Genomic DNA, 20,390 nt, shown 5'->3' with positions numbered 1-20,390 from the left:
CCTGCCTGGCCCCGATGTCACCCCATCCACCGGGTTTCATCCCAGCGAAAGCTGGGACCCAACTCGCCACAGCGCAAGCGGATGCTTGGGTCCGAGCTTTCGCTGGGATGACATCGAGTTTGGGGGGCTTTCCAGGTGGTCCAAAACCGAAGGACCTTACCTGCTACAGCTACTTATCAGCCAAACTTCCAGCCACGCTTGAACTGGTAGAAGACGTGCATGCCGATCTTCACGTTCTTCTTCATGCGCGGCGCCCAGTGCGGGTAGACGTAGGTGGCGTGGTAGTGGGTCGAGTAGCCGACTTCGGTCAGGTATTCCTTGCCCGAGATCACGTCCTTGGCGATCGCCATGGCCTGCTTCCACGACTTGTCGTCGTTGATCTTTTCCGGGATGCCGTCGCAGGCGAAGGAGAACTGGCAGGCGTTGCGCTTACTCTGGTTCTGGAACACCACGCCGCAGATGGTGTCGGGGTAGAGTTTATGGGCGACGCGGTTCATCACCACCTGCCCCACGGCCACCTGACCGCGATAGCTCTCGCCGCGGGATTCGAAATAGATGGCCGTGGCCATGCACCAGACTTCCTTGTCGGAAACCTTCTTGCCCGACTTGTTCAACACCGAACCGTCGAACACCGTTGCCGGCAAGTCGGCTCGCGCATAGGCGAGCTTCTGCGACATGGTGTGCGGCATCGGCACATCGCTGCCGGTAGCGGCAAGCCCCTCGATGGCGTCGAGCGCCGGCGAGGTCCAGGCGGGGTTCAGGGCGGCGACGGCGACCGGCATATCCTTGGGCAGCTTGGTGTCGCTCTTGGTCAGATCCGAGAGGTCCGCCTTCGCTGTCTCAACTGTCTCCGGCGTAACCCCCTTGGGGTTGCGGGCGGCGGCGATTTTGGCGCGGATATCGGCAAAGCTGGCGGTTAGTTCGGCCAGCTCCACGGTGGGGCGGGCGCGATCCTGCTTGATGGCGCGGTTGGCGCCGACGAAGCTTTGCGACAGGAAAATGTTGTCGATCGAACCGGTGATGATCACATCGGTGCCGGATCGACTGAGGGTCGGCCGCGTTAAGCTGGCTTCGTATGCCGAAAGCGACCCGCCATCGGGGGCGTGTGCAGCACCGGTCAAGCCGGCGACGGCGAAAACTGCGAGCGCGAAACCTGCGCATGTCTTGAGCACGGCGAGCTCATTGCGAGCCCGACGCGTCGGGGTGGTCCGGTACTGGGCCATCAGAACGCTTTACTATCCACGCGAACGCAACAAACGACGCGCCGGCAATCTAGATAAACTGTGACGCAAATGCCGGCTTTCGCGATAATGCGGGTTTAGGGTTAGCCGACCGTAAACAGGGGAAATTTGGCGTCAGGACGGGCCTGAGATGGCCTAGGCTGGGCCATATGCAGGCGAAATGGGGCAGCCAGGTTGACTTAAATGCCGCCCGTCACTGCGCCAAAGTCAGTCGTGCTACCGGCACCCGATAGGGCGAGCAGCTGACGTAATCCACGTCGAGCCTTGAGAAAAACCACAGCGAGGCCGGGTCGCCGGCATGCTCGCCGCAGATGCCGATCTTCAAGTTCGGGTTGGCCCGCTTGCCGCGCTCGATGGCGATGGTGATCATTTCGCCGACGCCCTTCTGGTCCAGCGTCACGAACGGATCGAGGTCGTAAAGCCCCTTGCGCTGGTAGGCCGAGAGGAAGGCCGGGGCATCGTCGCGGCTGATGCCATAGGTGGTCTGGGTCAGGTCGTTGGTGCCGAACGAGAAGAAGTCGACATGCTCGGCGATGTCCCCGGCCCTGAGCGCGGCGCGGGGCAGCTCGATCATGGTGCCGAAAGCGAAGCGTTCCCGCGCTGCCGGCGGCAGGCCGGCCTGCTCGACGATGGCATAAGTCTGGCGCTTGACCTCCACCACCTCTGAGACGGTCGAGACGAACGGCACCATCACTTCGAGCGTCACCGGTTCCGATTGCCGGGCGGATGCCGCCCGCACCCCGGCGCACAGCGCCTCGATCTGCATCTTGAGGATTTCGGGATAGGTGATGGCGAGCCGCACGCCGCGATGGCCGAGCATCGGATTGATCTCGGCGATGCGGTCGAGCCGCAGCTTCAGCGCCCGGACCTCGAGACCGAGCGACTGAGCCGTCTCGTCGATGTCCTCGTCGGTGCGCGGCAGGAACTCATGCAGCGGCGGATCGAACAGCCGCACCGTCACCGGCCGGCCCTGCATCGCCATGAAGATCGCCGAATAGTCCTCGGTCTGGAAGTCGACGAGCCCGGTCAGCGCTTTGGCGCGATCGTCGGCATCCTCCGAGAGGATCAGCCGGCGCAGCGCCACGAGGCGCTCGCGCGAGAAGAACATGTGCTCGGAACGCGCGAGGCCGATACCCTCTGCCCCAAAACTCAGCGCGGTGTTCACCGCCTCGACGGTCTCGGCGTTGGCCCTCACCTTGATCCGGCGCGAGGCGTCCGACCAGCCGAGGAGCTTGCCCATGGCGCCGCCGATATGCGGCTGGGCCAGCGGCAGCGCACCGAGATAGACCGAGCCGTCGGTACCATCGATGGTGATGCGATCGCCCTGCCGGAACTCCCGCGAGCCGATCCGGCAGGTCAGCTCGGCGAGGTTGACGCTGAGCGTCCGCACCCCGGCGACACAGGGCTTGCCGGTGATGCGAGCCACGACGCCGGCATGGCTGGTCATGCCACCACGCGCCGTCAGGATGCCGGTTGCCGCCTTCATCCCCTCGATGTCGGTGGGGCCGGTTTCGGTGACGACAAGGATGCAGTGGCGCCCGCGCGCCTTCATGCGCGCCGCATCCTCGGAGTTGAAGACGATGACGCCGCTCGCCGCGCCCGGCGAGACGCCGAGGCCATTGGCGAGCACGGTGGCGCTTTCCGGCGAGCGCAGCCGCGGGTGCAGCATCTGCTGCAGGCGGGCCGGATCGATATGGGTCACCGCCTCGCGCTGCGTCCAGCGTCCGCGCGCCACGCGATCGACGGCGGCCTCCAGTTCGGCAGCCGCCGAAGCCGGCGCGGCGCGGGCCGAGAGCAGACGGATAGTGTCACCCTCGACGGAGACGAGACAGCTCAGATGCTGGCCGGCCGCCGCATCGAGCAGATCGACGAAGGCGGTGGCCGAAGCCGGCAGCGGGCCGAATGGCGTGCCGTTCACCGGCGCCGGACCCAGCGCGCCAGTCTGGGCGTCGCGGGTCAGGAACTGCCGGACATCGCCATCTGCCATCGCCTGGATGATGACGATCTGGCGCTCCGGCCGCGGATCGAAGCTGGCGTAGGAGGCAAACGCGTCGGAGATCGCCCGCGCCAGCGGCCGAGCCGGATCGACCGACTCAGCCTCGTTGGCAGGCGGGCTCAGCCCGGGCCGGGCCGGCATCAGCCCGGCGCTATGCGCGGCGCTCGAGGTGCGCACCACCAGGGCCGGCGGCCGCCCGTTGCGACCAACCAGCCGGAACAGCGTCGCCACCCAGTGGACCCGCAGCCGGTCATCATGCGCCTTGCGCTCTTCCTGGAGCGCATTCCAGGCGGCGCGGCTGATCACAATGGTTGGGGCGACGGGTAGCCCGGCATTGGCGGCGCGGCTCAGCCACAAGGCCTTGCCGACCAACAACCCATCCTGGATGGCGGAAAGGTTCGCCTTGCCCGTGGCGGGCGCGATTGCGAACATTTCCATTGCGAGGGTCACCTGGACACCTTCCGACCAACTTTAGCGAAACATATTGCCGTTCAGGCCGTTGCGCCGCAACTGCACACTTCAGACCCCGCCTGGGATCGCGTGCCGTACGCTTTGGTCGCGGCGCTCACAGCTTGACTTGCCCGGTCATTGAACGCATCTGCTCTCCTATGCAAACAAGGCCGCACTTGGACATTACGCTATGTGCGCCGCGCGGATTCTGCGCCGGCGTCGATCGCGCCATTCAGATCGTCGAGCTGGCGCTGGAGCGCTATGGCGCGCCGGTCTATGTGCGACATGCGATCGTGCACAACAAATACGTGGTCGACGGGCTGAAGCAGAAGGGCGCGGTGTTCGTCGAAGAGCTCGACGAGATCCCCGATACCGGCGCTCCGGTGGTGTTTTCGGCGCATGGCGTACCGAAGTCGGTGCCAGCCGGCGCCAAGGCGCGCAATATGTTCTTCCTCGATGCGACGTGCCCGCTGGTGTCGAAGGTGCACATCGAGGCCAACCGCCATCACAATGAGGGCCGCGAGATCGTGCTGATCGGCCATGCGGGGCATGTCGAAGTGATCGGCACCATGGGCCAGCTGGTCGATGGCGCCATCACGCTGATCCAGACGGTCGAGGAAGCCGAGGCCTTTGTGCCGCGCGATCCGGAAAAGCTCGCCTATGTGACGCAGACGACGCTCAGCGTCGATGACACCTCGGCGATCGTCGAGGTGCTGCGCCGCCGCTTCCCGGCGATCGCGCTGCCGCACAAGGAAGATATCTGCTACGCCACCACCAACCGCCAGGAAGCCGTGAAGCAGGTGGCGCCGCATGTCGACGCGATGATCGTGGTGGGTGCGCCCGAATCGTCCAACTCGGTCCGGCTGGTCGAAGTGGCGCAGCGCGTCGGCTGCGCCAATGCCTCGCTGGTCGAGCGCGCCGACCAGATCGACTGGAGCCGCTTCGAGGGGATCAAGACGCTCGGCATCACCGCCGGCGCCTCGGCGCCCGAGACCCTGGTCGATGAAGTGATCGAGGCCTTCGCGCAGCGCTTCGATATCGCGGTCAGCGCCAGTGGCGAACAACGCGAGCGCATCGTCTTCAACCTCCCCCGCGAACTCCGAGCCCAGCCTGCAGCATGACCGACCTGACGCTTCTCGAAACCGACCGGCTGGTGCTCTCCGGCTGGCGCGCCGACCAGATCGACGATCTCTACCGCCTGCATGGCGATCCGACCGTGGCGCGCTATCTCACCGGACATGGCCGGCCATGGACGACCGAGGAGATGGACCAGGCGCTCGCCCACTGGATCGCCCTGTTCGAACGGCAGAAGATGGGGAAGCTCCGGGTGACGCGGAAGGCTGACGGGGTGCTGGTGGGGCGTTGCGGCTTCGGCATCTACGGGGCCGAGGAAGTCCCGGAGATCGGCTACTCGCTCTATCCGGAGTTCTGGGGCAATGGCTACGTCCTCGAGGCGGCCAGCGGGCTCAAGGATTGGTACTGGCGCGAGACCGACCGCGACCATTTCCTCGGCATGGCGGACGCGCGCAACGAGGCCTCGCTGAAGGTGCTGCGCAAGCTCGGCGGCGTCTACACCCACACCGGCGACAGCTACGACCACCCCGATGTCGAGTTCTATCGCTATGACCGGCCGGCCGCATGAACTCGGTCATCATCCACACTGACGGCGCGTGCTCGGGCAATCCCGGCCCGGGGGGCTGGGGCGCCGTGCTGCAATACGGCGATACGGTCAAGGAGCTGAAGGGCGGCGCGCCGCTCACCACCAACAACCAGATGGAACTGACCGCTGCCATCGAGGCGCTGACGGCGCTGAAACGCCCGTGTGAGATCGAGCTCCACACCGACAGCAACTACGTCAAGGACGGGCTGACCAAGTGGATCCACGGCTGGAAGAAGAACGGCTGGCGCACCGCCGACAAGAAGCCGGTCAAGAATGTTGAACTGTGGCAGGCCCTCGACGCCGCTACGCAGCGCCACAAGATCAACTGGCACTGGGTCAAAGGCCATAACGGCGACGAAATGAACGAACGTGCCGACCAGCTCGCCAACGAGGGCATGGAGCCGTTCAAGGGTAAGCGTCGCAAGCCCGAAGGCCTGATGCCGCCGGTCTAAGTTTTCGCCATCGAGCTGTGCCGAAACGGTGGGTGGGTCCGACTCTGGCCCCACCCACCGGGGATGACTCCGCGGTCGTGCCGTTCGCCCGTGAGATGACCGAGGCTGCGGCCTTGCCTCCGCCGCCCGCCGCGCCGATAATCCGGGCCATGCGCCCGCTCCTTGCTGCCGCCGCCCTTGTGCTCCTTGCTACCCCTGCCCTGGCGCAGTTTCCACCGCCGGGCGTGTATGAGTGCGTCAGCGAGAATGGCGCCAACCTCGGGGAACTCACGCTGTTCGTGGCAGGCGACTATTCGTTCAAGAATGTCGATGGCAACAGCGCGAGCGGCCAGGTTGCCTCCGCCGGGACCGACGTGAACCCGCTCTCCGGCCCACTCAAGGACATGCAGCTTATCGGTGTGTTCGGCACCGACGACACCGGCAAGACCACGTTCCGCTTCACCGGCGCCGATGGACTCGAAGTGAGCTGCCAGTAGCGCCGCTGCGGCCAGTCCCCAGCTATTCGTGGGCACAGCTTCCGCGACTCTTGCTGTTGCGCTAGCCTCACGCCCGGGTCGGCATTCAACATTGAGATATTGGGGCATTTCATGGGCGTTAGTCTGTTTGTACATTCCGTCCGCCTGGTGCTGGGCGATTGGCGCAATGCCCTGAAGATCACGGGGCTGCTCTACCTGATCTACGCCGTCCCGGCGCTGGTCTTTGCCCTGCTGTTTCCGACGCCGGTGCAACCCGAGCAGGCCATGGCGGCGCTGGGCAGTGGCGGTTTCCTGGGCCTCATCACAGCCATCCTCGCCATCGTGGCGTTCGTCTGGGTGGCGGTGGCCTGGCACCGCTACGTGCTGCTCGACGAGATGCCTGCCGGGCAGTTTCCGGAGTTCAACAGCAGCCGGCTGCTGTCCTATGGCGGCTATTCGCTGCTGATCGGCCTGATCGGCTTCGTGCTGTCGTTCATCGTCTCGGCTGTGGTGGGGATCATCGCGATCCCGCTGCTGAACGTGGTCGGCGTCATCCTCACCGGCCTGCTCGCTCTCGCGGCGGTGCTGATCATCGGCTACCGGCTCGCGCCGATCCTGCCCTCGATCGCCATCGGCAAGCCGATCACCCTGCGGCAGGCCTGGGAGGCGACCAACAGCGCCAACGTACCGATCATCGTCCTGGCGGTGCTCTCGGCGGTTGCGGCGCTGGTCATCGACATCCCGGCCTTCATCTTCGCCATGGCCGGCCCGATCGGCGGCTTCCTCGCCGTACTGTGGACACTGGCCACCGGCTGGGTGAAAATGATCGTCGGCGTCAGCATCCTGACCACGCTTTACGGCCATTATATCGAAGGCCGCGCGATCCCGGCGGCGACAGCACAGGCCTGAGCCAGACGACGGGCCTAACGCATTCTTGGGAAAGCGCCTGTCCTCGCGCAGGCAGATCGCAGACTTTCACCTTGAAAGCGGATCAGACACGTCTGGCCGCTATCCGAGTGGGCTCTGCCCTTCCCCCAACCACGGTGTCACCCGGCCTTCACCGGGGTGACACTGGGGGTGAGGAAAGCTCGGTGCCCCCAGCTGATCAGACATCACCAAAGCGCCGGGACCGGACAGTTCGTGGCGCTACTCCGCCCCGCCGCCTGCCGTCTGCAGCCAGGCGGCGCCGCATTCCTTGGCCAGCTCGCGGATGCGCAGGATGTAGCTCTGGCGCTCCTGCACCGAGATCACGCCGCGCGCGTCCAGCAGGTTGAAGTTGTGGCTAGCCTTGATGACCTGCTCATAGGCGGGGACCGCCATGGTCTGGCGATTGCCGTCGGCGCCCTTCTTCAGGATGGCACGGCACTCTTCCTCGGCATCCCTGAAGTGCCGGAACAGCATCTCGGTATCGGCGGCCTCGAAATTGTATTTCGAGAACTCCTGCTCGTTCTGCAGGAAGATATCGCCGTAGGTGACCTTGTCCTCGCCTTCGCGGCCATTGAAGTTGAGGTCGTAGACGTTCTCGACACCCTGCACATACATGGCGAGGCGCTCGAGGCCGTAGGTGATCTCGCCCGGCACGGGCTTGGTCTCGAAGCCGGCGACCTGCTGGAAATAGGTGAACTGGCTGACTTCCATGCCGTCGCACCAGCATTCCCAGCCGAGGCCCCAGGCGCCCAGCGTCGGGCTCTCCCAATCGTCTTCGACGAAGCGGATATCGTGCAGGCTGGAATCGAGACCGATCTCGGCCAGCGACTGCAGATAGAGCTCCTGGATATTGTCCGGCGACGGCTTGAGGATCACCTGGAACTGATAGTAGTGCTGCAGCCGGTTGGGGTTTTCACCGTAGCGTCCATCCTTGGGGCGGCGCGAGGGCTGCACATAGGCGGCCTTCCACGGCTTCGGCCCCAGCGCCCTGAGTGTCGTCGCGGTGTGGAACGTGCCGGCGCCCATCTGCATGTCGTATGGCTGCAGGATCACGCAACCCTGCTCCGCCCAGAAGCGCTGCAGCGTCAGGATCAGACCCTGGAACGAGTTCCTGGGGTCCATGTGGGCGGGCAAAGCGTCGGGCATCGGCTATATTCCGGGGTGCGAATGGCGGGCGGAACCTAGTTGGGCCAGCGCAGTGGGTCAATTCCGCAGTTCATTCGGGGTGATGTCGCGTCGCCACGGGATAGCGCTCGGGATGGCGCGCCAGCTCCACCGCCTCCCACACCGCGACCAGCACGACAATACCAGTGGTCAGCGAGGAGAGCAGCAGCGGCGACAGCCCGATGGCGAACGGGTAGAGCGCGAGGACCGCCAGCAAGCCACCGAAGCGCGGCAGCGACCAGTGCCCGAACACCGCGAGTTTGAACAATGCCGCGCCCAAAAGGAACAAGGCCGGCCCGCCGATGAGCACCAGGATGGTCGCCGCCTCCAGGTGCCCCATCGGGTGCGCCAGCACGATTTCGTCGCCGACGGCCGAGACGACGATACCGGCAACCAGGAGGATCGGCACATAGGTGTAGGCCTGCCGCGCCACGCGGCCGGGATCGGACGAGTTGGAGATAGCCGCACTCGCGGCTTCCGCATGCTGGCCGAAGAAGATCCACCACATGGCAATCGACTGCAGCAGCGACACTGTCATGGCCAGTACGACGTCCGGCGTCCAGGCGAGCTGGGTGAAGCCAACGCCGGTGACGAGGACCGACTCGCCGAGCGCGATCATCACGAACAGCCCGCTGCGCTCCGCCATGTGGCCGCCATCGACGTCCCAATCCCGGGTATCGGCGCGCCCGAGGCCTGGAACCCAGAAACCGAGCGCCGGCGAGACGCTGTCGAGTGCCACGGCGATCAGCCAGCAGATAAGCCGGGCTTCGCCGCCAGCGAGTCCACCGACTACCCACAGCGCGGCGGAGGCGGCGTACCAGATGATGATGCGGATGAAGTTGCGATAGAGCGTCGGCCGGGCTCGCACCGCCCAGAGCATGAAAGCGGTGCGGCCGAGCTGGAATACGGCGAAGGCGATGGCGAAGGCGAGGCCCCGATCGCCGAACGCCTCGGGCAGCGAGCTCGACATCACCAGCCCAATGCCCATCAGCACGAACAGCATCAGCCGGACCAACGGCTTTTCAGGATCGAGCCAGTTGGTGATCCAGGCGGTGTCGATCCACGCCCACCAGATCGCTAGCAGCAGGAGTGCGGCTTCGAGCGCACCAAGCCAGGTCAGGTGCTCGACCAGCGCGTGGGAAATCTGGGTGACGGCGATGACAAAGACGAGGTCGAAGAACAGCTCGACCGAGGTCACCTGCGCATGATGCTCCGAGCGCCGACTGCGCAGTAATGTGCCGACCATGCTCGCGACTCCAAAATCCGCGAGAAGGCTAGCGGCCGGCAGTGGGCTTGTCGTCGGTAATCTAGCGGCCGTCGTCCTCGGGCGGCCGGAACTTGCCGTCCTTGTCGCGCCTCAAAGTGATGACATCGGGTTGCTGGCGTTCGCGCAGGTCGCGCGCGTGGCGCTCCTTATCGAGCTGCTTGAACTGGCCGGTCCAATCCCGCCAGATCTTCCTGACCCCCCAGAGGATCAACAGGATGATCGCGCCAAAGATCAGGATGCGGAGCAACGTGCCGGTCATCGCTTAGAGCCCCAGCCGGGCCCAGACGGAGCGATCCTCGATGCTGGCGGCGATGTCGCCGGTCAGCGCCGCAAGACCCACTCGCGGCAGCGTCAGCAGTCCGCGCTTGGGCGCAATCGGCAACAGTTCGACCTTGTCGCCGAAGCGGCTCTGCAGCACCTCGTGCAGGTCGCCGAGGCCATCGACCAGGCCGAGCTCGAGCCCCTTCACGCCGCTCCAGAACTCACCGGTGAACAGCTGATCGTCCGAAGCCTTCAGGCGCTCGCCGCGGCGCTGCTTCACCCAGTCGATGAAGACCTGGTGGATCTCGCTTTCCATCTGCTTGATCCGCTCCACGTCCTCCGGTTTCTCGGGCAGGAACGGATCGAGCGTCGACTTGTTGCGGCCGGCGGTGTGTACGCGGCGGTCGACGCCCACCTTCTTCAGGGTTTCGACGAAACCGAAGCCGGCGAAGATCACCCCGATCGAGCCGACGATTGAGGAGGGGTCGGCGATGATCTCGTCACCGGCCGTGGCGATGAAATAACCGCCCGATGCCGCCGCGTCCTCGACGAACACCAGCACCGGCTTGTGGTGCTCGTCGGCGAGGTCGCGGATGCGCTTGGAGATCAGCCGCGACTGCACGGCCGAGCCACCCGGGGAGTTGATGATGATGGCAACCGCAGCGGCGGATTTCACTGCGAAGGCGCGCTTCAGCAGCGGCGCCACCGTCTCGATGTTCAGCCGACCCGGTCGCTGGTCCGCAGCGATCACGCCATGCAGGCGCACCACCGGGACGACCGGACCGGTCTGCCCCATCTTGCGCTTGATCCAGGACCGCAAACCCATGTGACGCCTCGCTTTTGACCGGGCACATGTATGTGCCCCGCGCCGGGATTACCAGATGAGGCGCGCGGTGCCGCGGAAGATGGCGTCGAACTCCGGCCGGAAGCCACGCCCCCCGGCTTCGTGCATGACTCGCGCCGCCAGCAAGGCGAACGGGGCGCGCGAGCCCTTGATGCCACGGATCAGCACCCGGCTGGCCGCCTCGCCCTCGCGCGGCAGCAGGGGCAACACAGCGACGGCGCCGAAGCGCTGGGTGAACGCCGCCAAAAGCAGCGGCAGCGCCTCGGCGACGTGGATGAAGATTACCTCGCCGCCCGGCGCGGCGTGGGTCGCCGCGGTCTTCACCCATTTGTCGAGCGCAGCGTTATCCATGTGCCGCGCGCCAGCCCGGGCGCGGGTCGGCGCGGAGCCTCGCGCTGGATCGAAGAAGGGCGGGTTGGCGATGACGGTGCTGAAATGGTCGGCGGCAAGCCCCGCAGCGGCCCGCAGCCGGCCGGGCGCCGTCAGGTCGAGCGTCAGCACCTTGGCGCGCTCGGCCATGCCGTTGCCGTGAGCATTGAGGCCGGCTAGCGCGGCCATCCCCGGATCGGCTTCCAGTAGCGTCGCGTGGAGCTGCGGCAGGTCGGCCATGGCCACCAGTGACGCAGTACCAGCCCCGGCCCCAAGGTCGAGCAGGCTATGCGCATTGGCACGTACGGCCGCCCCGAGCAGCACCGAGTCCAACCCGGCTCGAAACCCTTTTTCCGGCTGCGACACGGTGAGGCGGCCACCCAAAAAGGCGTCGCGCGTCAGCGTTTGTTGTTTTACAAGATCGGTGGCTTCGTCTAGGGACATCGCACCATCGCGACAGTTCGCAGGCGCCCGACTATAGGGTGCCGGATGCGTAGCTCAAACCGGGGATTTCATGGCTCTATCGGCTGCAGCGGCAAACGAGGCGATGACCAGCGCCGGCGCGCTCGACCGGCTGCTCGACGCGACCCGGCCGGGCATGGATCGGGTCAATGCGATGATCCTCGAAAGGGCCAGTTCGCATGTCGAGCTGGTGCCCGAGGTGGCGCGTTACCTGATCGATTCCGGCGGCAAGCGCCTGAGGCCGATGCTGACGATCGCGGCGGCCATGCTGTTCGGCAAGGCCAATGGCAGCGAGGTCAACTTCGCCGCCGCTGTCGAGTTCATGCACAATGCCACGCTGCTCCACGATGACGTGGTCGATGAGAGCGACATGCGCCGCGGTCGCGCCGCCGCACGCATGAAGTGGGGCAACCAGGCAAGCGTCCTGGTTGGCGATTTCCTGCTCGGACAGGCCTTCATGATGATGGTCGATACCGGCAACATCGCCGCGCTCAAGGTGATCGCCGAGGCCGCGACCATCATCGCCGAGGGCGAAGTGCTGCAGCTCGCCAAAACCCGCGATCTCAGCGCCAGCGCCGCCGACTATGACGAAGTGATCGGCGCCAAGACCGCCAAGCTGTTTGAAGCGGCGACCGAAGTGGGCGCCATGGCCGGTGGCGCCGACGCCGTGGGCCGCGAGGCGCTCCACCGCTACGGCCGCGAACTTGGTTTCGCCTTCCAGCTGGTCGACGACGTGCTCGACTATCGCGGCGAAGCCGGCACGCTCGGCAAGAATACCGGCGATGACCTGCGCGAGGGCAAGATGACCCTGCCGGTGATCCTGGCCCTGCAGCAGGCGACACCGGCCGAGCGCGAGATCATCGCCAAGACGCTGGGCTCTGTCGATGCCGGCGAAGCACAGCTCAAGCAGGTGGTGGCGATCTTCGAGCGCTACGACACACTGGGCCGCACCATCGAGCAGGCGTTTACACACGCCCACCGCGCCCGCGAAGCGCTCAAGCCGCTGCCGCCCGGCGAGATGAAGGCCCTGCTCGGCGACATCGCCGAGTTCACCGTCGCCCGCGCGTACTAGTACTTATCGCCAGCACTGCGGCACCGCGGCCAACATTGTGGCCGCCGTGCAACATATCGCCCCGTTTGCACTGAGTCCCGCCACACGTGATTAGACTCCGCTATTCCGCCCTCGTATCAGGGGACATCGGAATGGGGAGACGACTATGTGGACCAAGACGAAGATTGTATTCTCAAGCGTATTACTGTTGAGCGCGGCAGGCGTCGCGAACGCAGCAGACCTGATTGTTGAAGATGCCCCGGTGGCGGAGATTGCAGCGCTTGGTGACTGGACCGGCGGCTACGTTGGCGGGCACATCGGCTGGGTCAGTGGCAATGTCGACTGGGAACTGGTTCCTCCGACGGATAGCGGCAGCTATGGGATCGAGGGCTGGCTGCTTGGCGCCCAGGCCGGTTACAACTGGCAGATGGACACTTTCGTGCTCGGCGTTGAAGGCGACGTGTCGCTCGGTGACGTAACGAGCGATCTTGACGAAACTGGCTTCATCGAGCGTCAGGTCAACTGGGAAGCATCGCTGCGGGCCCGCGCGGGCGTGACCTTCGACGCGGTCCTGCTGTATGCCACCGCCGGCGTCGCCGTGCTCAACACCACGAGCGAACTGTTCGGCCTCGTTGATGACACGCAGACCCACATCGGCTGGACGGTTGGCGCCGGCGTCGAGGCGCTGGTCACCGAGGACGTCTCGGCCAAGCTCGAGTACCGCTACAGCGACTATGGTGCGAAGGACTACGAGTTCTTTCCCGCGCCGATCGTCTCGGACTCGAGCATCACTGCCCACAGCATTTCGGCTGGCGTGAACTTCCACTTCTGATCCGTTCCGATCAGCAAGTGTCGCAGCGGCCCCTTCGGGGGCCGTTGTCGTTTCAGCTGATCACCGGCGCCGCGGCCACCCAGAACTGGGGGTATCTTGCCCGCATGTCGTGCGCGGCCTGGTGCGCCTGGGCGGCCGAGCCGAACAGGCCGAACACGGTGCCGCCCGAGCCCGACATGCGGGCCAGCGCGCAACCATCGAGCACCCGCATCTGGCGCAGCAGTTCGCCGATCGCCGGCACCAGGCCGATGGCGGCTAGCTCGAGGTCGTTGCGGGTCTCGGCCAGCCACAGCCCGAGCTGCGCCGGCCGGGTCAGCGGCTGCGGCAAGGCGGGCATCGGCGGGTTGCTGCGCTGCTCGAGCCGGCGGAACACATCGGCGGTGACCACCGGCACCAGTGGATTGACCAGCACCAGGTGGGTCGCCGGAAAGCTGCGCAGCGGGTGGATGATCTCGCCGACGCCGCGCACCTCCGAGGGTTGCGACAAGAGGCATACGGGCACGTCCGCGCCAAGCGTCAGCGCCAGCGCACTGAGCTCGACGAGTTCGAGGTCGCCGCCTGCCATGCCGGCCAGCAGGCGGAGCATCGCGGCGGCATCGGCCGAGCCGCCGCCGATCCCCGCCGCGACCGGCAGGTTCTTGGTGAGCGCGATATCGAGACCATCCGGCAGACGGCCCGGCCAGCGGGTGCGGAACGCCTTCACGGCGCGCATCACAAGGTTGGAATCACCACCGCCCGCTGCCGCCGCAAACGGGCCGGTGACGCGCAGCCGGTCGGCCTTGGCCGGATGCGCCGACACCTCGTCGGCGACATCGACGAACACCACCAGGCTCTCGAGCTCGTGGTAACCGTCGGCGCGCCGGCCGGTCACATGCAAGGCCAGGTTGACCTTGGCGGGAGCCGCCTCGGAGACAGTGCCTTGCAGCATGCTACTGGGCGGGCGCAGCCTGACCTTCCGCTACCGGGCCGGCATCGGGGGCCGGCGCCACGGCATCGAGGCCGCCGGCGAGTTTCTTCGCCACCCGCTCCTTCACCGCCCCTTCCTGGTCGACGGCAGCGGCGATGTTCCACTGGAACTTCGCTTCGAGCTTGCGGCCGGCGCGCCAATAGGCATCGCCGAGATGGTCGTTGATTTCGGGGTCGGTCGAGCGCAGCTGCACCGCCATTTCGAGTTGCTTGACCGCATCGTCGAAGCGGCCGAGGCGAAAGAAGGCCCAGCCCAGGCTATCGATGATGTAGCCATCGTTCGGCGCGGCGGCGACGGCCTTCTCGATCATGTCGAGCGCCGGCATCAGGTTCACCCCCTGATCGACCCAGCTATAGCCGAGATAGTTCAACACCTGCGGCTGGTCGGGGTTCAGCTCGAGCGCGCGCTTGAAATCGACCTCGGCCTTGTCCCACTGCTTGGCGCGCTCGAAGGCGATGCCGCGCACGTAGTAGAAGCGCCAATCGCCCGGGGCATCGCCGCCGGCGACATCAAGCGCCTTGGTATAGGTGTCGGCGGCCTCGGCATATTTCTGCGCGGCGCGCTGCATATCGCCGAGCACCGACAGGGCCTCGAGATCATTGGGGTTCGTCGCGACGATATTGCCCAGCCGGCGCAGCGCTTCGTCGCGGTTGCCAGTGGCGCTGAGGTTCTCGGCGACGCGCACCACTGCCATCGGCTTCATCGGCGAATCCGCCGGCAGCTTGTCGTAGATGGCGTTGGCCGCATCGTGCTGGCCGGCGCCGTCCAGCAACTGGCCATAGACCAGGTCGATGACGTCGGACTTGGGGTCGAGATACATGCCCAGCTGCAGGAACACCGCGGACACATCCGGGCTCCCCTCACGCGCCAGCGCCACGCCCACCGAGTGGAACATCTCGGCGGCGCCCGCCTGCACATCGGCGGCGAACACGCCCGGCCGCTGCTTGTTATCGATCTTGGCCTTTACGGCAGCGATCAGCGGATGATCCAGCCCTTCGGACTCGAACTTGGCGATCACCTTCTCGGCTTCATCGAAGCGGCCGGCATTGCCCAGCATGCGCGAATAGGCCTCGACGATGCGCGCGACGAACGGGTCGGCTTCATAGGCCTTGGCGGCGAACTCCAGCGCCGCCTTGCTGTCCCCCTCGACATCGGCCATCAGCGCCCGGTGGAAGACCAGAAAGTCCTCGAGCCCGCCCTGCCCGATCTCGTCGAGCACCTTGTTGGCTTCAGTCTTTTTGCCGTCGCCGAGCAGCGCCCAGGCGCGCAGCAGCCCGCCGGTGATGCCGGCGAAAGTGTCGCCACCGACATTCTCGAGTTCCTTGGCCGCCGCGGCGTAGCGGCGCTGCTTCATCGCCTCGGTGCCGATGACGAGGCTCGCAAGGTCGTTGGGAGCACTGAGCTCGAGCAGGTGCTTGGCGACGCGCGAGGCATCCGACACCTGCCCGTTCGCAGCATAGGCGATGAAGCTCCGCTCGACGATGATCGGGTTGTCCCAGTCGCCTTCCGCGGCAGCGCGGAAATAGCGCGCGGCGTCTTCGGTCCTGAGGTCGGAAAGCGCCTGCCGGCCGGCCAAATAGCTGCCGGTCACACTCTGATCCATCAGCGGGAAGGCCGCACTCGATTCGAGCGCCGCGGCGCCGCCGATGGTGAGCGCGACGGCGAGAAGGACGCCGGAAGCGAGACGGGCTTTGTGGGTCACGAGGCTCGATATCTCCGAGAAGGCAGGAAGCGGCTGACTAGCCCAAGAAACATGGGCGATTTTGCGACTGCGCCGCAAGAGGCAGGCACAATGAAGTGAGGGATTGGCGTGTCGCAAGGCGATGCTGCCTGCCACGGCTGCGGTGCCCTAACCACCGGCGTCATCCCCGCGAAGGCGGGGACCCAGTGGGATCTCTCAGCCTCAGCGGGTACTGCAGCATCCCACTAGGTTCCCGACTTCGCGGGAATGACGGCGGTGGGTGGGCAGTATTGCTCAGCGGCACCTCACATTCCCGAGTAATTCGGCCCCGAGCCGCCCTCGGGCGGTACCCAGGTGATGTTCTGGGCGGGATCCTTGATGTCGCAGGTCTTGCAGTGGACGCAGTTGGCGGCGTGGATGCGGAACACCGGCGCCCCACCCTCCTCGGCCAGCTCGTAGACCCCCGCCGGGCAATAAAGCGGCGCCGGCTCGCCGTAGCGGGGCAGGTTCTCGCGCACCGGCAGGTCCGGATCGACGAGCTTCAGATGTACGGGCTGGTCTTCGTCGTGGCTGAGATTGGCGAGATAGACCGAGGCCGCACGATCATAGGTCGTCGCGCCATCCGGCCGAGCATAGAGCCGCGGCGTCACCTCGGCGAGCGGCCGCAGCTTGGCAAAATCCGCCTTGTCGTGGCGCAGCGTGCCGAACGGCGAGACGCGGAACAGCGCCTCGCACCACATGTCGAAGCCACCCAGCAGCACACCGAGATAGGTGCCGAAGCGCGACCAGAACGGTTTGACGTTCTGGACCCGCTTCAACTCGTCGCCGATGCCGGTGGCCAGGACGCTCTCGTTTAGGCCCTCGAGCGTATCGTACGCCCTGCCCTCGCCGATCGCCGCAGCGACCCGATCCGCAGTCGCCATGCCCGAGCGGATAGCATTGTGGATGGCCTTCAGTGCCGGCACGTTCATGAACCCGGCGGCGCAACCGATCAGCGCGCCACCCGGAAACGCCAGATCGGGGACGGATTGCAACCCACCCGAGGTCATCGCCCGCGCGCCGTAGCTCAAGCGCCGGCCGCCTTCGAGCAGCCGGGCAATCGCCGGATGGGTCTTGAAGCGCTGGAACTCGCCGAAGGGCGAGAGCGTCGGGTCGCTGTAGCTCAGATGCACCGCGATACCGAGGTAGAGCTTGTTGCCGGCAGCATGGTAGGCGAAGCCGCCGCCTGAGGTGGCGTTGTCGAGCGGGAAGCCGAGATAGTGATCGACCCGCCCGGCCTCATGCCGATCCGGTGCGATCTCCCATACTTCCTTGATGCCCAGCCCGTAGAGCTGCGGATCATGCCGGGCGGCGAGGCCGAAATGGCCGATCAGGTGTTTGGCGAGCGAACCGCGCGCCCCTTCGCCGATCAGGGTGTACTTGGCCTTGAGGCCGATGCCGGCGGCGTAGGTGGATTTCGGGTTGCCGGCATGATCGACGCCGAGATCGCCGGTGATGATGCCCTCGATCCGGCCGCCTTCGCCGGTCAGTACATCCACCGCCGCCGTCATCGGGAAGATATCGACGCCGAGCCCCTGCGCCTGCTCGCCCAGCCACTTCACCAGATCGCCGAGGCTGACGATCACCGCGCCAGGCGTCTGCATCTGTGGCGGGATCATCAGTTGCGGCAGCGCGATATCGGCCGTGGCGGTGAGGAAGTGGAAGGTGTCGCGCGTCATCGCCGGGCCGACCGGCGCTCCCATGTCGCGCCAGCCCGGCAGCAGCGCATCGAGCCCCACCGGATTCATCACGGCGCCGGAGATGATGTGCCCACCCAGCTCGGCGGACTTTTCCACCACTGTGACGGCAAGCTGCGGCGCCACCTGCTTCAGCCGGATGGCGGCGCTGAGGCCCGCAGGACCGGCCCCGACGATCAGCACATCGGTCTCGAGGATCTCGCGATTGCCGGCGTCGGCCAAGGTCAGGTCCATTCACGGATGGCGGGAGAAAGCGGGCTGTGATACCAGAACCCATGTCCGAAAATCGACCGCTAAATGACGCCGAAGCCCGGGCGGCGCTCGACTGGTATCGCGCCGTCGGGGTCGATTTCGCCGTCGGTGAAGAGCCGGTCGACCGCTTTGCGGCGTCCACCGCCCCCTCCCGCGCCCGGCCGATCCCGGCGCCGGAAGCACCGGTCGCGGCGACTGCCGCTCCGGCCGCGGCGCCGATCGCCATCTCGCTGACCTCCGATCCGACCGAAACCACGGCGCTGGCCGCGGGCGCGCAGTCGCTCGACGAACTGCGCGCCGTGATGAACGCCTATGAGGGGTGCCTCCTCAAGAAGCGCGCCACCCAACTGGTGTTCGCCGACGGCAACCCGGAATCGGAGATCATGCTGGTGGGCGAAGGCCCTGGCGAGCAGGAGGACCTGCAGGGCAAGCCCTTCGTCGGTCGGGCCGGGCAGTTGCTCGACCGCATGCTGGCTGCGATCGGGCTCGACCGCAGCAAGGTCTACATCGCCAACATGGTTCCCTGGCGCCCGCCGGGGAACCGCGACCCCTCGCCCGAAGAAATGGCGCTCTGCACGCCGTTCCTGCTGCGGCAGGTTGAACTGGTGGCGCCAAAATTCCTGGTGACGCTCGGCAACGTGCCCACCAAGTCGCTGTTCCAGACCCAGAACGGCATCACTCGGATGCGCGGCCAGTGGCGTGACCTGACGATCAACAGCCACCAGACCCGGGCGCTGGCGACGCTCCACCCCGCCTATCTGCTGCGCACCCCCGCCAGCAAGGCGCTGGCCTGGCGCGACATGCTGAGTTTGAAGCAGGCGATCGACAGCTAGGTCCGCTGCTGGCGCTGCCGGAACGAAACGCCAATGTCACTGCTGTATTCCCGACGACTGCACTGATAATTCTAAAGGATTGCTCGCCCCGGCCTCGCGGCAGCCGTCACGGGCTAGACGTACGCGGGAGTTCCCCAGAGCAGCAAAGGACATCACGCCATGACCAGAACGGTACTATTTGCCGTTGCGGTAGCAAGCTTCGCTTTTGTGGCGCCAGCGATCTCCGAGCAGAAATCGGATACGGGATCGACGACGGACAATACCACCCTGTGCAAAGCGATCTACGAGATCTACGACCTCAACATGGAGGCGTACTACTCCAAGAACAAAACCAACAAGCAGCGTCAGGAGGCCTATACCTCAGCCCAACGGGCTATGTCGGACTTCCGGAAGAAAGGCTGCAAATACAAGGATGTCGTCAATTGACGACGTAGCCGGCCCGTGGACCGGCCATCCATGTGTCAGCAATTCGCCGTCAGGCGCCAGTGGCGTGGCGGGTGCGATACGCATCGCGCAGCAGCACGGCCATGAACAGCAGCATCGAGCTGATGGTCAGGATCGAGCCGGCCATCACCAGCGCGTGGGCGACCGAGCCGCCGCCGGTGAGCAGGATCGCGAGACCTCCCGTCATGCCCGGGAAACCCAGTGCCGCAATCCCGACCTGCAGCCGGGCCAGGCGACCGGGCGCATGCTGCCCCCCACGGTAGTAAAGGCCGTAGAGGAACATCGAAACCCAGCCGAGCAGGTTGAGGTGGGCATGCACGGGGGCGAGGGTGAAATCCTCGTTGGCCCCCATGAAGATGCCCAGACTCATGCCGACCAGCGCCGCCGCGGCGGCTATGATGAAGCAGAAGTGCCAGATCCGCATCATCAGCCCTCGACCGCCAAGTCGCGGCCGGCAGCAAGCGCCGCAGTGGTGGCGAGCGAGATCGAGCGCACCAGTGGATCGGCATGGCGATGTACCAGATGCCAGTCGGCGCCCTGGCGCCGGAACACCTGAGTGACGCGCAGCGACCAATCCTGTTTGGGCAGGCCGGAAACCTCGCCATCCTGGCGTTCGACATAGGCGAGCACGACCAGATCATCGGTCGCCACGGCCTGCACCAGCTCGATACTGGCGTCACCATTCTGGAAGCGGGCCGCAAGCTCGGCCAGGTGCTGCGGCGAAGCGTCGAAGCCGTGGCTGGCCGGGCCGCCAAAGGGTTGCATCAGGGTGAAATCGTCGCCGAGACGGACGTGCTTGACCCACTCCTCCATCCGCCCGGCATTGAACAGCTGGGCTTGGCGCTCGGATCGGTCGACAAGGCTCGCAACCACCGCGTCGTGCGGCGCTTCGGCCTTTGCCGCCTTTAGCAGAAACGGCGCGATCACACCGGCTGCGATGGCGAGCCGCCTCGAGAAAGCGCCAGGCATGGAAGCCGAGGAGCGGTCGTTATCTTTGGACTGGAACATCGGAGAAAACTCATGTCTGTGGCGCCCCGCCGTCTGGG

Annotated in this window: 21 protein-coding genes; 9 read left to right on the top strand and 12 right to left on the bottom strand. The window is 65.9% G+C overall.

The features are described from left to right. Positions 1 to 176: 176 nt before the first annotated feature. Together ASC68_RS23840 and ASC68_RS23835 are read right to left on the bottom strand one after the other, a co-directional pair. Positions 177 to 1,172 carry a cell wall hydrolase gene (locus ASC68_RS23840; protein ID WP_197421388.1) on the bottom strand — a complete coding sequence of 332 codons (996 nt, stop codon included), beginning with the start codon at positions 1,170 to 1,172 and terminating at the stop codon, positions 177 to 179. A gap of 262 nt (positions 1,173 to 1,434) precedes the next feature. Further along, the gene (locus ASC68_RS23835; RefSeq protein WP_055885133.1) at positions 1,435 to 3,675 is read right to left on the bottom strand and encodes a putative PEP-binding protein; all 2,241 of its coding nucleotides are present in this window, start codon (positions 3,673 to 3,675) and stop codon (positions 1,435 to 1,437) included. Between the two features lie 170 nt (positions 3,676 to 3,845). Here ASC68_RS23835 and ispH point away from each other — a divergent pair, with 170 nt between their 5' ends. The 5 genes from ispH (at position 3,846) to ASC68_RS23810 (ending at position 7,163) form a co-directional block, all read left to right on the top strand. Continuing rightward, positions 3,846 to 4,808, top strand: coding sequence for a 4-hydroxy-3-methylbut-2-enyl diphosphate reductase (gene ispH, locus ASC68_RS23830; protein ID WP_055885131.1), 963 nt, complete (start codon positions 3,846 to 3,848; stop codon positions 4,806 to 4,808). Beyond that, positions 4,805 to 5,329, top strand: a complete 525-nt coding sequence (locus tag ASC68_RS23825; RefSeq protein ID WP_055885126.1) for a GNAT family N-acetyltransferase — start codon at positions 4,805 to 4,807, stop codon at positions 5,327 to 5,329. Before ispH ends, ASC68_RS23825 begins: the two co-directional genes overlap by 4 nt. Continuing rightward, on the top strand, positions 5,326 to 5,799 hold the full coding sequence (gene rnhA, locus ASC68_RS23820; protein ID WP_055885123.1) for a ribonuclease HI: 474 nt from the start codon (positions 5,326 to 5,328) through the stop codon (positions 5,797 to 5,799). The genes ASC68_RS23825 and rnhA overlap by 4 nt, the downstream gene beginning before the upstream one ends. 149 nt (positions 5,800 to 5,948) lie before the next feature. After that, positions 5,949 to 6,275, top strand: coding sequence for a hypothetical protein (locus ASC68_RS23815; RefSeq protein ID WP_156387439.1), 327 nt, complete (start codon positions 5,949 to 5,951; stop codon positions 6,273 to 6,275). Positions 6,276 to 6,386: 111 nt separating this feature from the next. Then, positions 6,387 to 7,163, top strand: coding sequence for a hypothetical protein (locus tag ASC68_RS23810; RefSeq protein WP_055885120.1), 777 nt, complete (start codon positions 6,387 to 6,389; stop codon positions 7,161 to 7,163). A gap of 237 nt (positions 7,164 to 7,400) precedes the next feature. Here the strand turns inward: ASC68_RS23810 and ASC68_RS23805 are convergent, their stop codons facing one another. The 5 genes from ASC68_RS23805 to ASC68_RS23785 form a co-directional block, all read right to left on the bottom strand. After that, positions 7,401 to 8,327: a glycine--tRNA ligase subunit alpha gene (locus ASC68_RS23805; RefSeq protein ID WP_055885117.1), complete on the bottom strand. Its 927-nt coding sequence runs from the start codon at positions 8,325 to 8,327 to the stop codon at positions 7,401 to 7,403. 70 nt (positions 8,328 to 8,397) lie between these two features. Then, positions 8,398 to 9,591, bottom strand: a complete 1,194-nt coding sequence (locus tag ASC68_RS23800) for a low temperature requirement protein A (protein ID WP_055885115.1) — start codon at positions 9,589 to 9,591, stop codon at positions 8,398 to 8,400. A 61-nt stretch (positions 9,592 to 9,652) separates the two neighbouring features. Next, complete coding sequence (locus ASC68_RS23795) at positions 9,653 to 9,871, bottom strand: hypothetical protein (RefSeq protein WP_055885114.1); 219 nt, start codon at positions 9,869 to 9,871, stop codon at positions 9,653 to 9,655. A gap of 3 nt (positions 9,872 to 9,874) precedes the next feature. Further along, the gene (locus ASC68_RS23790) at positions 9,875 to 10,699 is read right to left on the bottom strand and encodes a S49 family peptidase (RefSeq protein WP_055885110.1); all 825 of its coding nucleotides are present in this window, start codon (positions 10,697 to 10,699) and stop codon (positions 9,875 to 9,877) included. A gap of 48 nt (positions 10,700 to 10,747) precedes the next feature. Further along, positions 10,748 to 11,530 (bottom strand): methyltransferase, encoded by a 783-nt coding sequence (locus ASC68_RS23785; RefSeq protein ID WP_082528431.1) that lies wholly within the window; start codon positions 11,528 to 11,530, stop codon positions 10,748 to 10,750. Positions 11,531 to 11,600: 70 nt separating this feature from the next. On the opposite strand from ASC68_RS23785, the gene ASC68_RS23780 reads away from it, so the two are divergent. Both ASC68_RS23780 and ASC68_RS23775 read left to right on the top strand, forming a co-directional pair. Beyond that, a complete protein-coding gene (locus tag ASC68_RS23780) occupies positions 11,601 to 12,620 on the top strand; it encodes a polyprenyl synthetase family protein (protein WP_082528430.1) in 1,020 nt (339 codons plus the stop codon). Positions 12,621 to 12,765: 145 nt separating this feature from the next. Beyond that, entirely contained in the window at positions 12,766 to 13,431 is a 666-nt protein-coding gene (locus ASC68_RS23775) for an outer membrane protein (protein WP_055885102.1), read from the top strand. A 52-nt stretch (positions 13,432 to 13,483) separates the two neighbouring features. Here the strand turns inward: ASC68_RS23775 and ASC68_RS23770 are convergent, their stop codons facing one another. The 3 genes from ASC68_RS23770 to ASC68_RS23760 form a co-directional block, all read right to left on the bottom strand. Next, on the bottom strand, positions 13,484 to 14,359 hold the full coding sequence (locus tag ASC68_RS23770; protein WP_055885098.1) for a 4-(cytidine 5'-diphospho)-2-C-methyl-D-erythritol kinase: 876 nt from the start codon (positions 14,357 to 14,359) through the stop codon (positions 13,484 to 13,486). Position 14,360: 1 nt separating this feature from the next. Further along, a complete protein-coding gene (locus tag ASC68_RS23765; protein WP_055885094.1) occupies positions 14,361 to 16,100 on the bottom strand; it encodes a tetratricopeptide repeat protein in 1,740 nt (579 codons plus the stop codon). Between the two features lie 284 nt (positions 16,101 to 16,384). After that, the gene (locus ASC68_RS23760; RefSeq protein ID WP_055885091.1) at positions 16,385 to 18,049 is read right to left on the bottom strand and encodes an electron transfer flavoprotein-ubiquinone oxidoreductase; all 1,665 of its coding nucleotides are present in this window, start codon (positions 18,047 to 18,049) and stop codon (positions 16,385 to 16,387) included. Positions 18,050 to 18,090: 41 nt separating this feature from the next. Between ASC68_RS23760 and ASC68_RS23755 the strand changes: the two genes are divergently transcribed. Further along, the gene (locus ASC68_RS23755) at positions 18,091 to 18,900 is read left to right on the top strand and encodes a uracil-DNA glycosylase (protein ID WP_055885087.1); all 810 of its coding nucleotides are present in this window, start codon (positions 18,091 to 18,093) and stop codon (positions 18,898 to 18,900) included. Positions 18,901 to 19,059: 159 nt separating this feature from the next. After that, on the top strand, positions 19,060 to 19,326 hold the full coding sequence (locus tag ASC68_RS23750; protein WP_055885086.1) for a hypothetical protein: 267 nt from the start codon (positions 19,060 to 19,062) through the stop codon (positions 19,324 to 19,326). A gap of 49 nt (positions 19,327 to 19,375) precedes the next feature. Here the strand turns inward: ASC68_RS23750 and ASC68_RS23745 are convergent, their stop codons facing one another. After that, positions 19,376 to 19,771 carry a hypothetical protein gene (locus ASC68_RS23745; protein WP_055885083.1) on the bottom strand — a complete coding sequence of 132 codons (396 nt, stop codon included), beginning with the start codon at positions 19,769 to 19,771 and terminating at the stop codon, positions 19,376 to 19,378. Continuing rightward, positions 19,771 to 20,352 carry a nuclear transport factor 2 family protein gene (locus tag ASC68_RS23740; protein WP_248310592.1) on the bottom strand — a complete coding sequence of 194 codons (582 nt, stop codon included), beginning with the start codon at positions 20,350 to 20,352 and terminating at the stop codon, positions 19,771 to 19,773. The genes ASC68_RS23745 and ASC68_RS23740 overlap by 1 nt, the downstream gene beginning before the upstream one ends. Positions 20,353 to 20,390: the final 38 nt, after the last annotated feature.

The organism is Devosia sp. Root105 (assembly GCF_001424865.1).
Lineage (GTDB): Bacteria > Pseudomonadota > Alphaproteobacteria > Rhizobiales > Devosiaceae > Devosia_A.
The sequence above is the reverse complement of the archived record's forward strand: the minus strand, read 5'-3'. Positions and strand labels throughout refer to the sequence as shown.

What these genes read in the sequence shown, in the direction of transcription:
- ASC68_RS23835 (WP_055885133.1), bottom strand. Translation starts at nt 3,675, where the DNA reads ATGGAAATGTTCGCAATCGCGCCCGCCACGGGCAAGGCGAACCTTTCC.
- ispH (WP_055885131.1), top strand. Translation starts at nt 3,846, where the DNA reads ATGCAAACAAGGCCGCACTTGGACATTACGCTATGTGCGCCGCGCGGA.
- ASC68_RS23825 (WP_055885126.1), top strand. Translation starts at nt 4,805, where the DNA reads ATGACCGACCTGACGCTTCTCGAAACCGACCGGCTGGTGCTCTCCGGC.
- rnhA (WP_055885123.1), top strand. Translation starts at nt 5,326, where the DNA reads ATGAACTCGGTCATCATCCACACTGACGGCGCGTGCTCGGGCAATCCC.
- ASC68_RS23815 (WP_156387439.1), top strand. Translation starts at nt 5,949, where the DNA reads ATGCGCCCGCTCCTTGCTGCCGCCGCCCTTGTGCTCCTTGCTACCCCT.
- ASC68_RS23810 (WP_055885120.1), top strand. Translation starts at nt 6,387, where the DNA reads ATGGGCGTTAGTCTGTTTGTACATTCCGTCCGCCTGGTGCTGGGCGAT.
- ASC68_RS23805 (WP_055885117.1), bottom strand. Translation starts at nt 8,327, where the DNA reads ATGCCCGACGCTTTGCCCGCCCACATGGACCCCAGGAACTCGTTCCAG.
- ASC68_RS23800 (WP_055885115.1), bottom strand. Translation starts at nt 9,591, where the DNA reads ATGGTCGGCACATTACTGCGCAGTCGGCGCTCGGAGCATCATGCGCAG.
- ASC68_RS23795 (WP_055885114.1), bottom strand. Translation starts at nt 9,871, where the DNA reads ATGACCGGCACGTTGCTCCGCATCCTGATCTTTGGCGCGATCATCCTG.
- ASC68_RS23790 (WP_055885110.1), bottom strand. Translation starts at nt 10,699, where the DNA reads ATGGGTTTGCGGTCCTGGATCAAGCGCAAGATGGGGCAGACCGGTCCG.
- ASC68_RS23785 (WP_082528431.1), bottom strand. Translation starts at nt 11,530, where the DNA reads ATGTCCCTAGACGAAGCCACCGATCTTGTAAAACAACAAACGCTGACG.
- ASC68_RS23780 (WP_082528430.1), top strand. Translation starts at nt 11,601, where the DNA reads ATGGCTCTATCGGCTGCAGCGGCAAACGAGGCGATGACCAGCGCCGGC.
- ASC68_RS23775 (WP_055885102.1), top strand. Translation starts at nt 12,766, where the DNA reads ATGTGGACCAAGACGAAGATTGTATTCTCAAGCGTATTACTGTTGAGC.
- ASC68_RS23770 (WP_055885098.1), bottom strand. Translation starts at nt 14,359, where the DNA reads ATGCTGCAAGGCACTGTCTCCGAGGCGGCTCCCGCCAAGGTCAACCTG.
- ASC68_RS23760 (WP_055885091.1), bottom strand. Translation starts at nt 18,049, where the DNA reads ATGGACCTGACCTTGGCCGACGCCGGCAATCGCGAGATCCTCGAGACC.
- ASC68_RS23755 (WP_055885087.1), top strand. Translation starts at nt 18,091, where the DNA reads ATGTCCGAAAATCGACCGCTAAATGACGCCGAAGCCCGGGCGGCGCTC.
- ASC68_RS23750 (WP_055885086.1), top strand. Translation starts at nt 19,060, where the DNA reads ATGACCAGAACGGTACTATTTGCCGTTGCGGTAGCAAGCTTCGCTTTT.
- ASC68_RS23745 (WP_055885083.1), bottom strand. Translation starts at nt 19,771, where the DNA reads ATGATGCGGATCTGGCACTTCTGCTTCATCATAGCCGCCGCGGCGGCG.
- ASC68_RS23740 (WP_248310592.1), bottom strand. Translation starts at nt 20,352, where the DNA reads ATGTTCCAGTCCAAAGATAACGACCGCTCCTCGGCTTCCATGCCTGGC.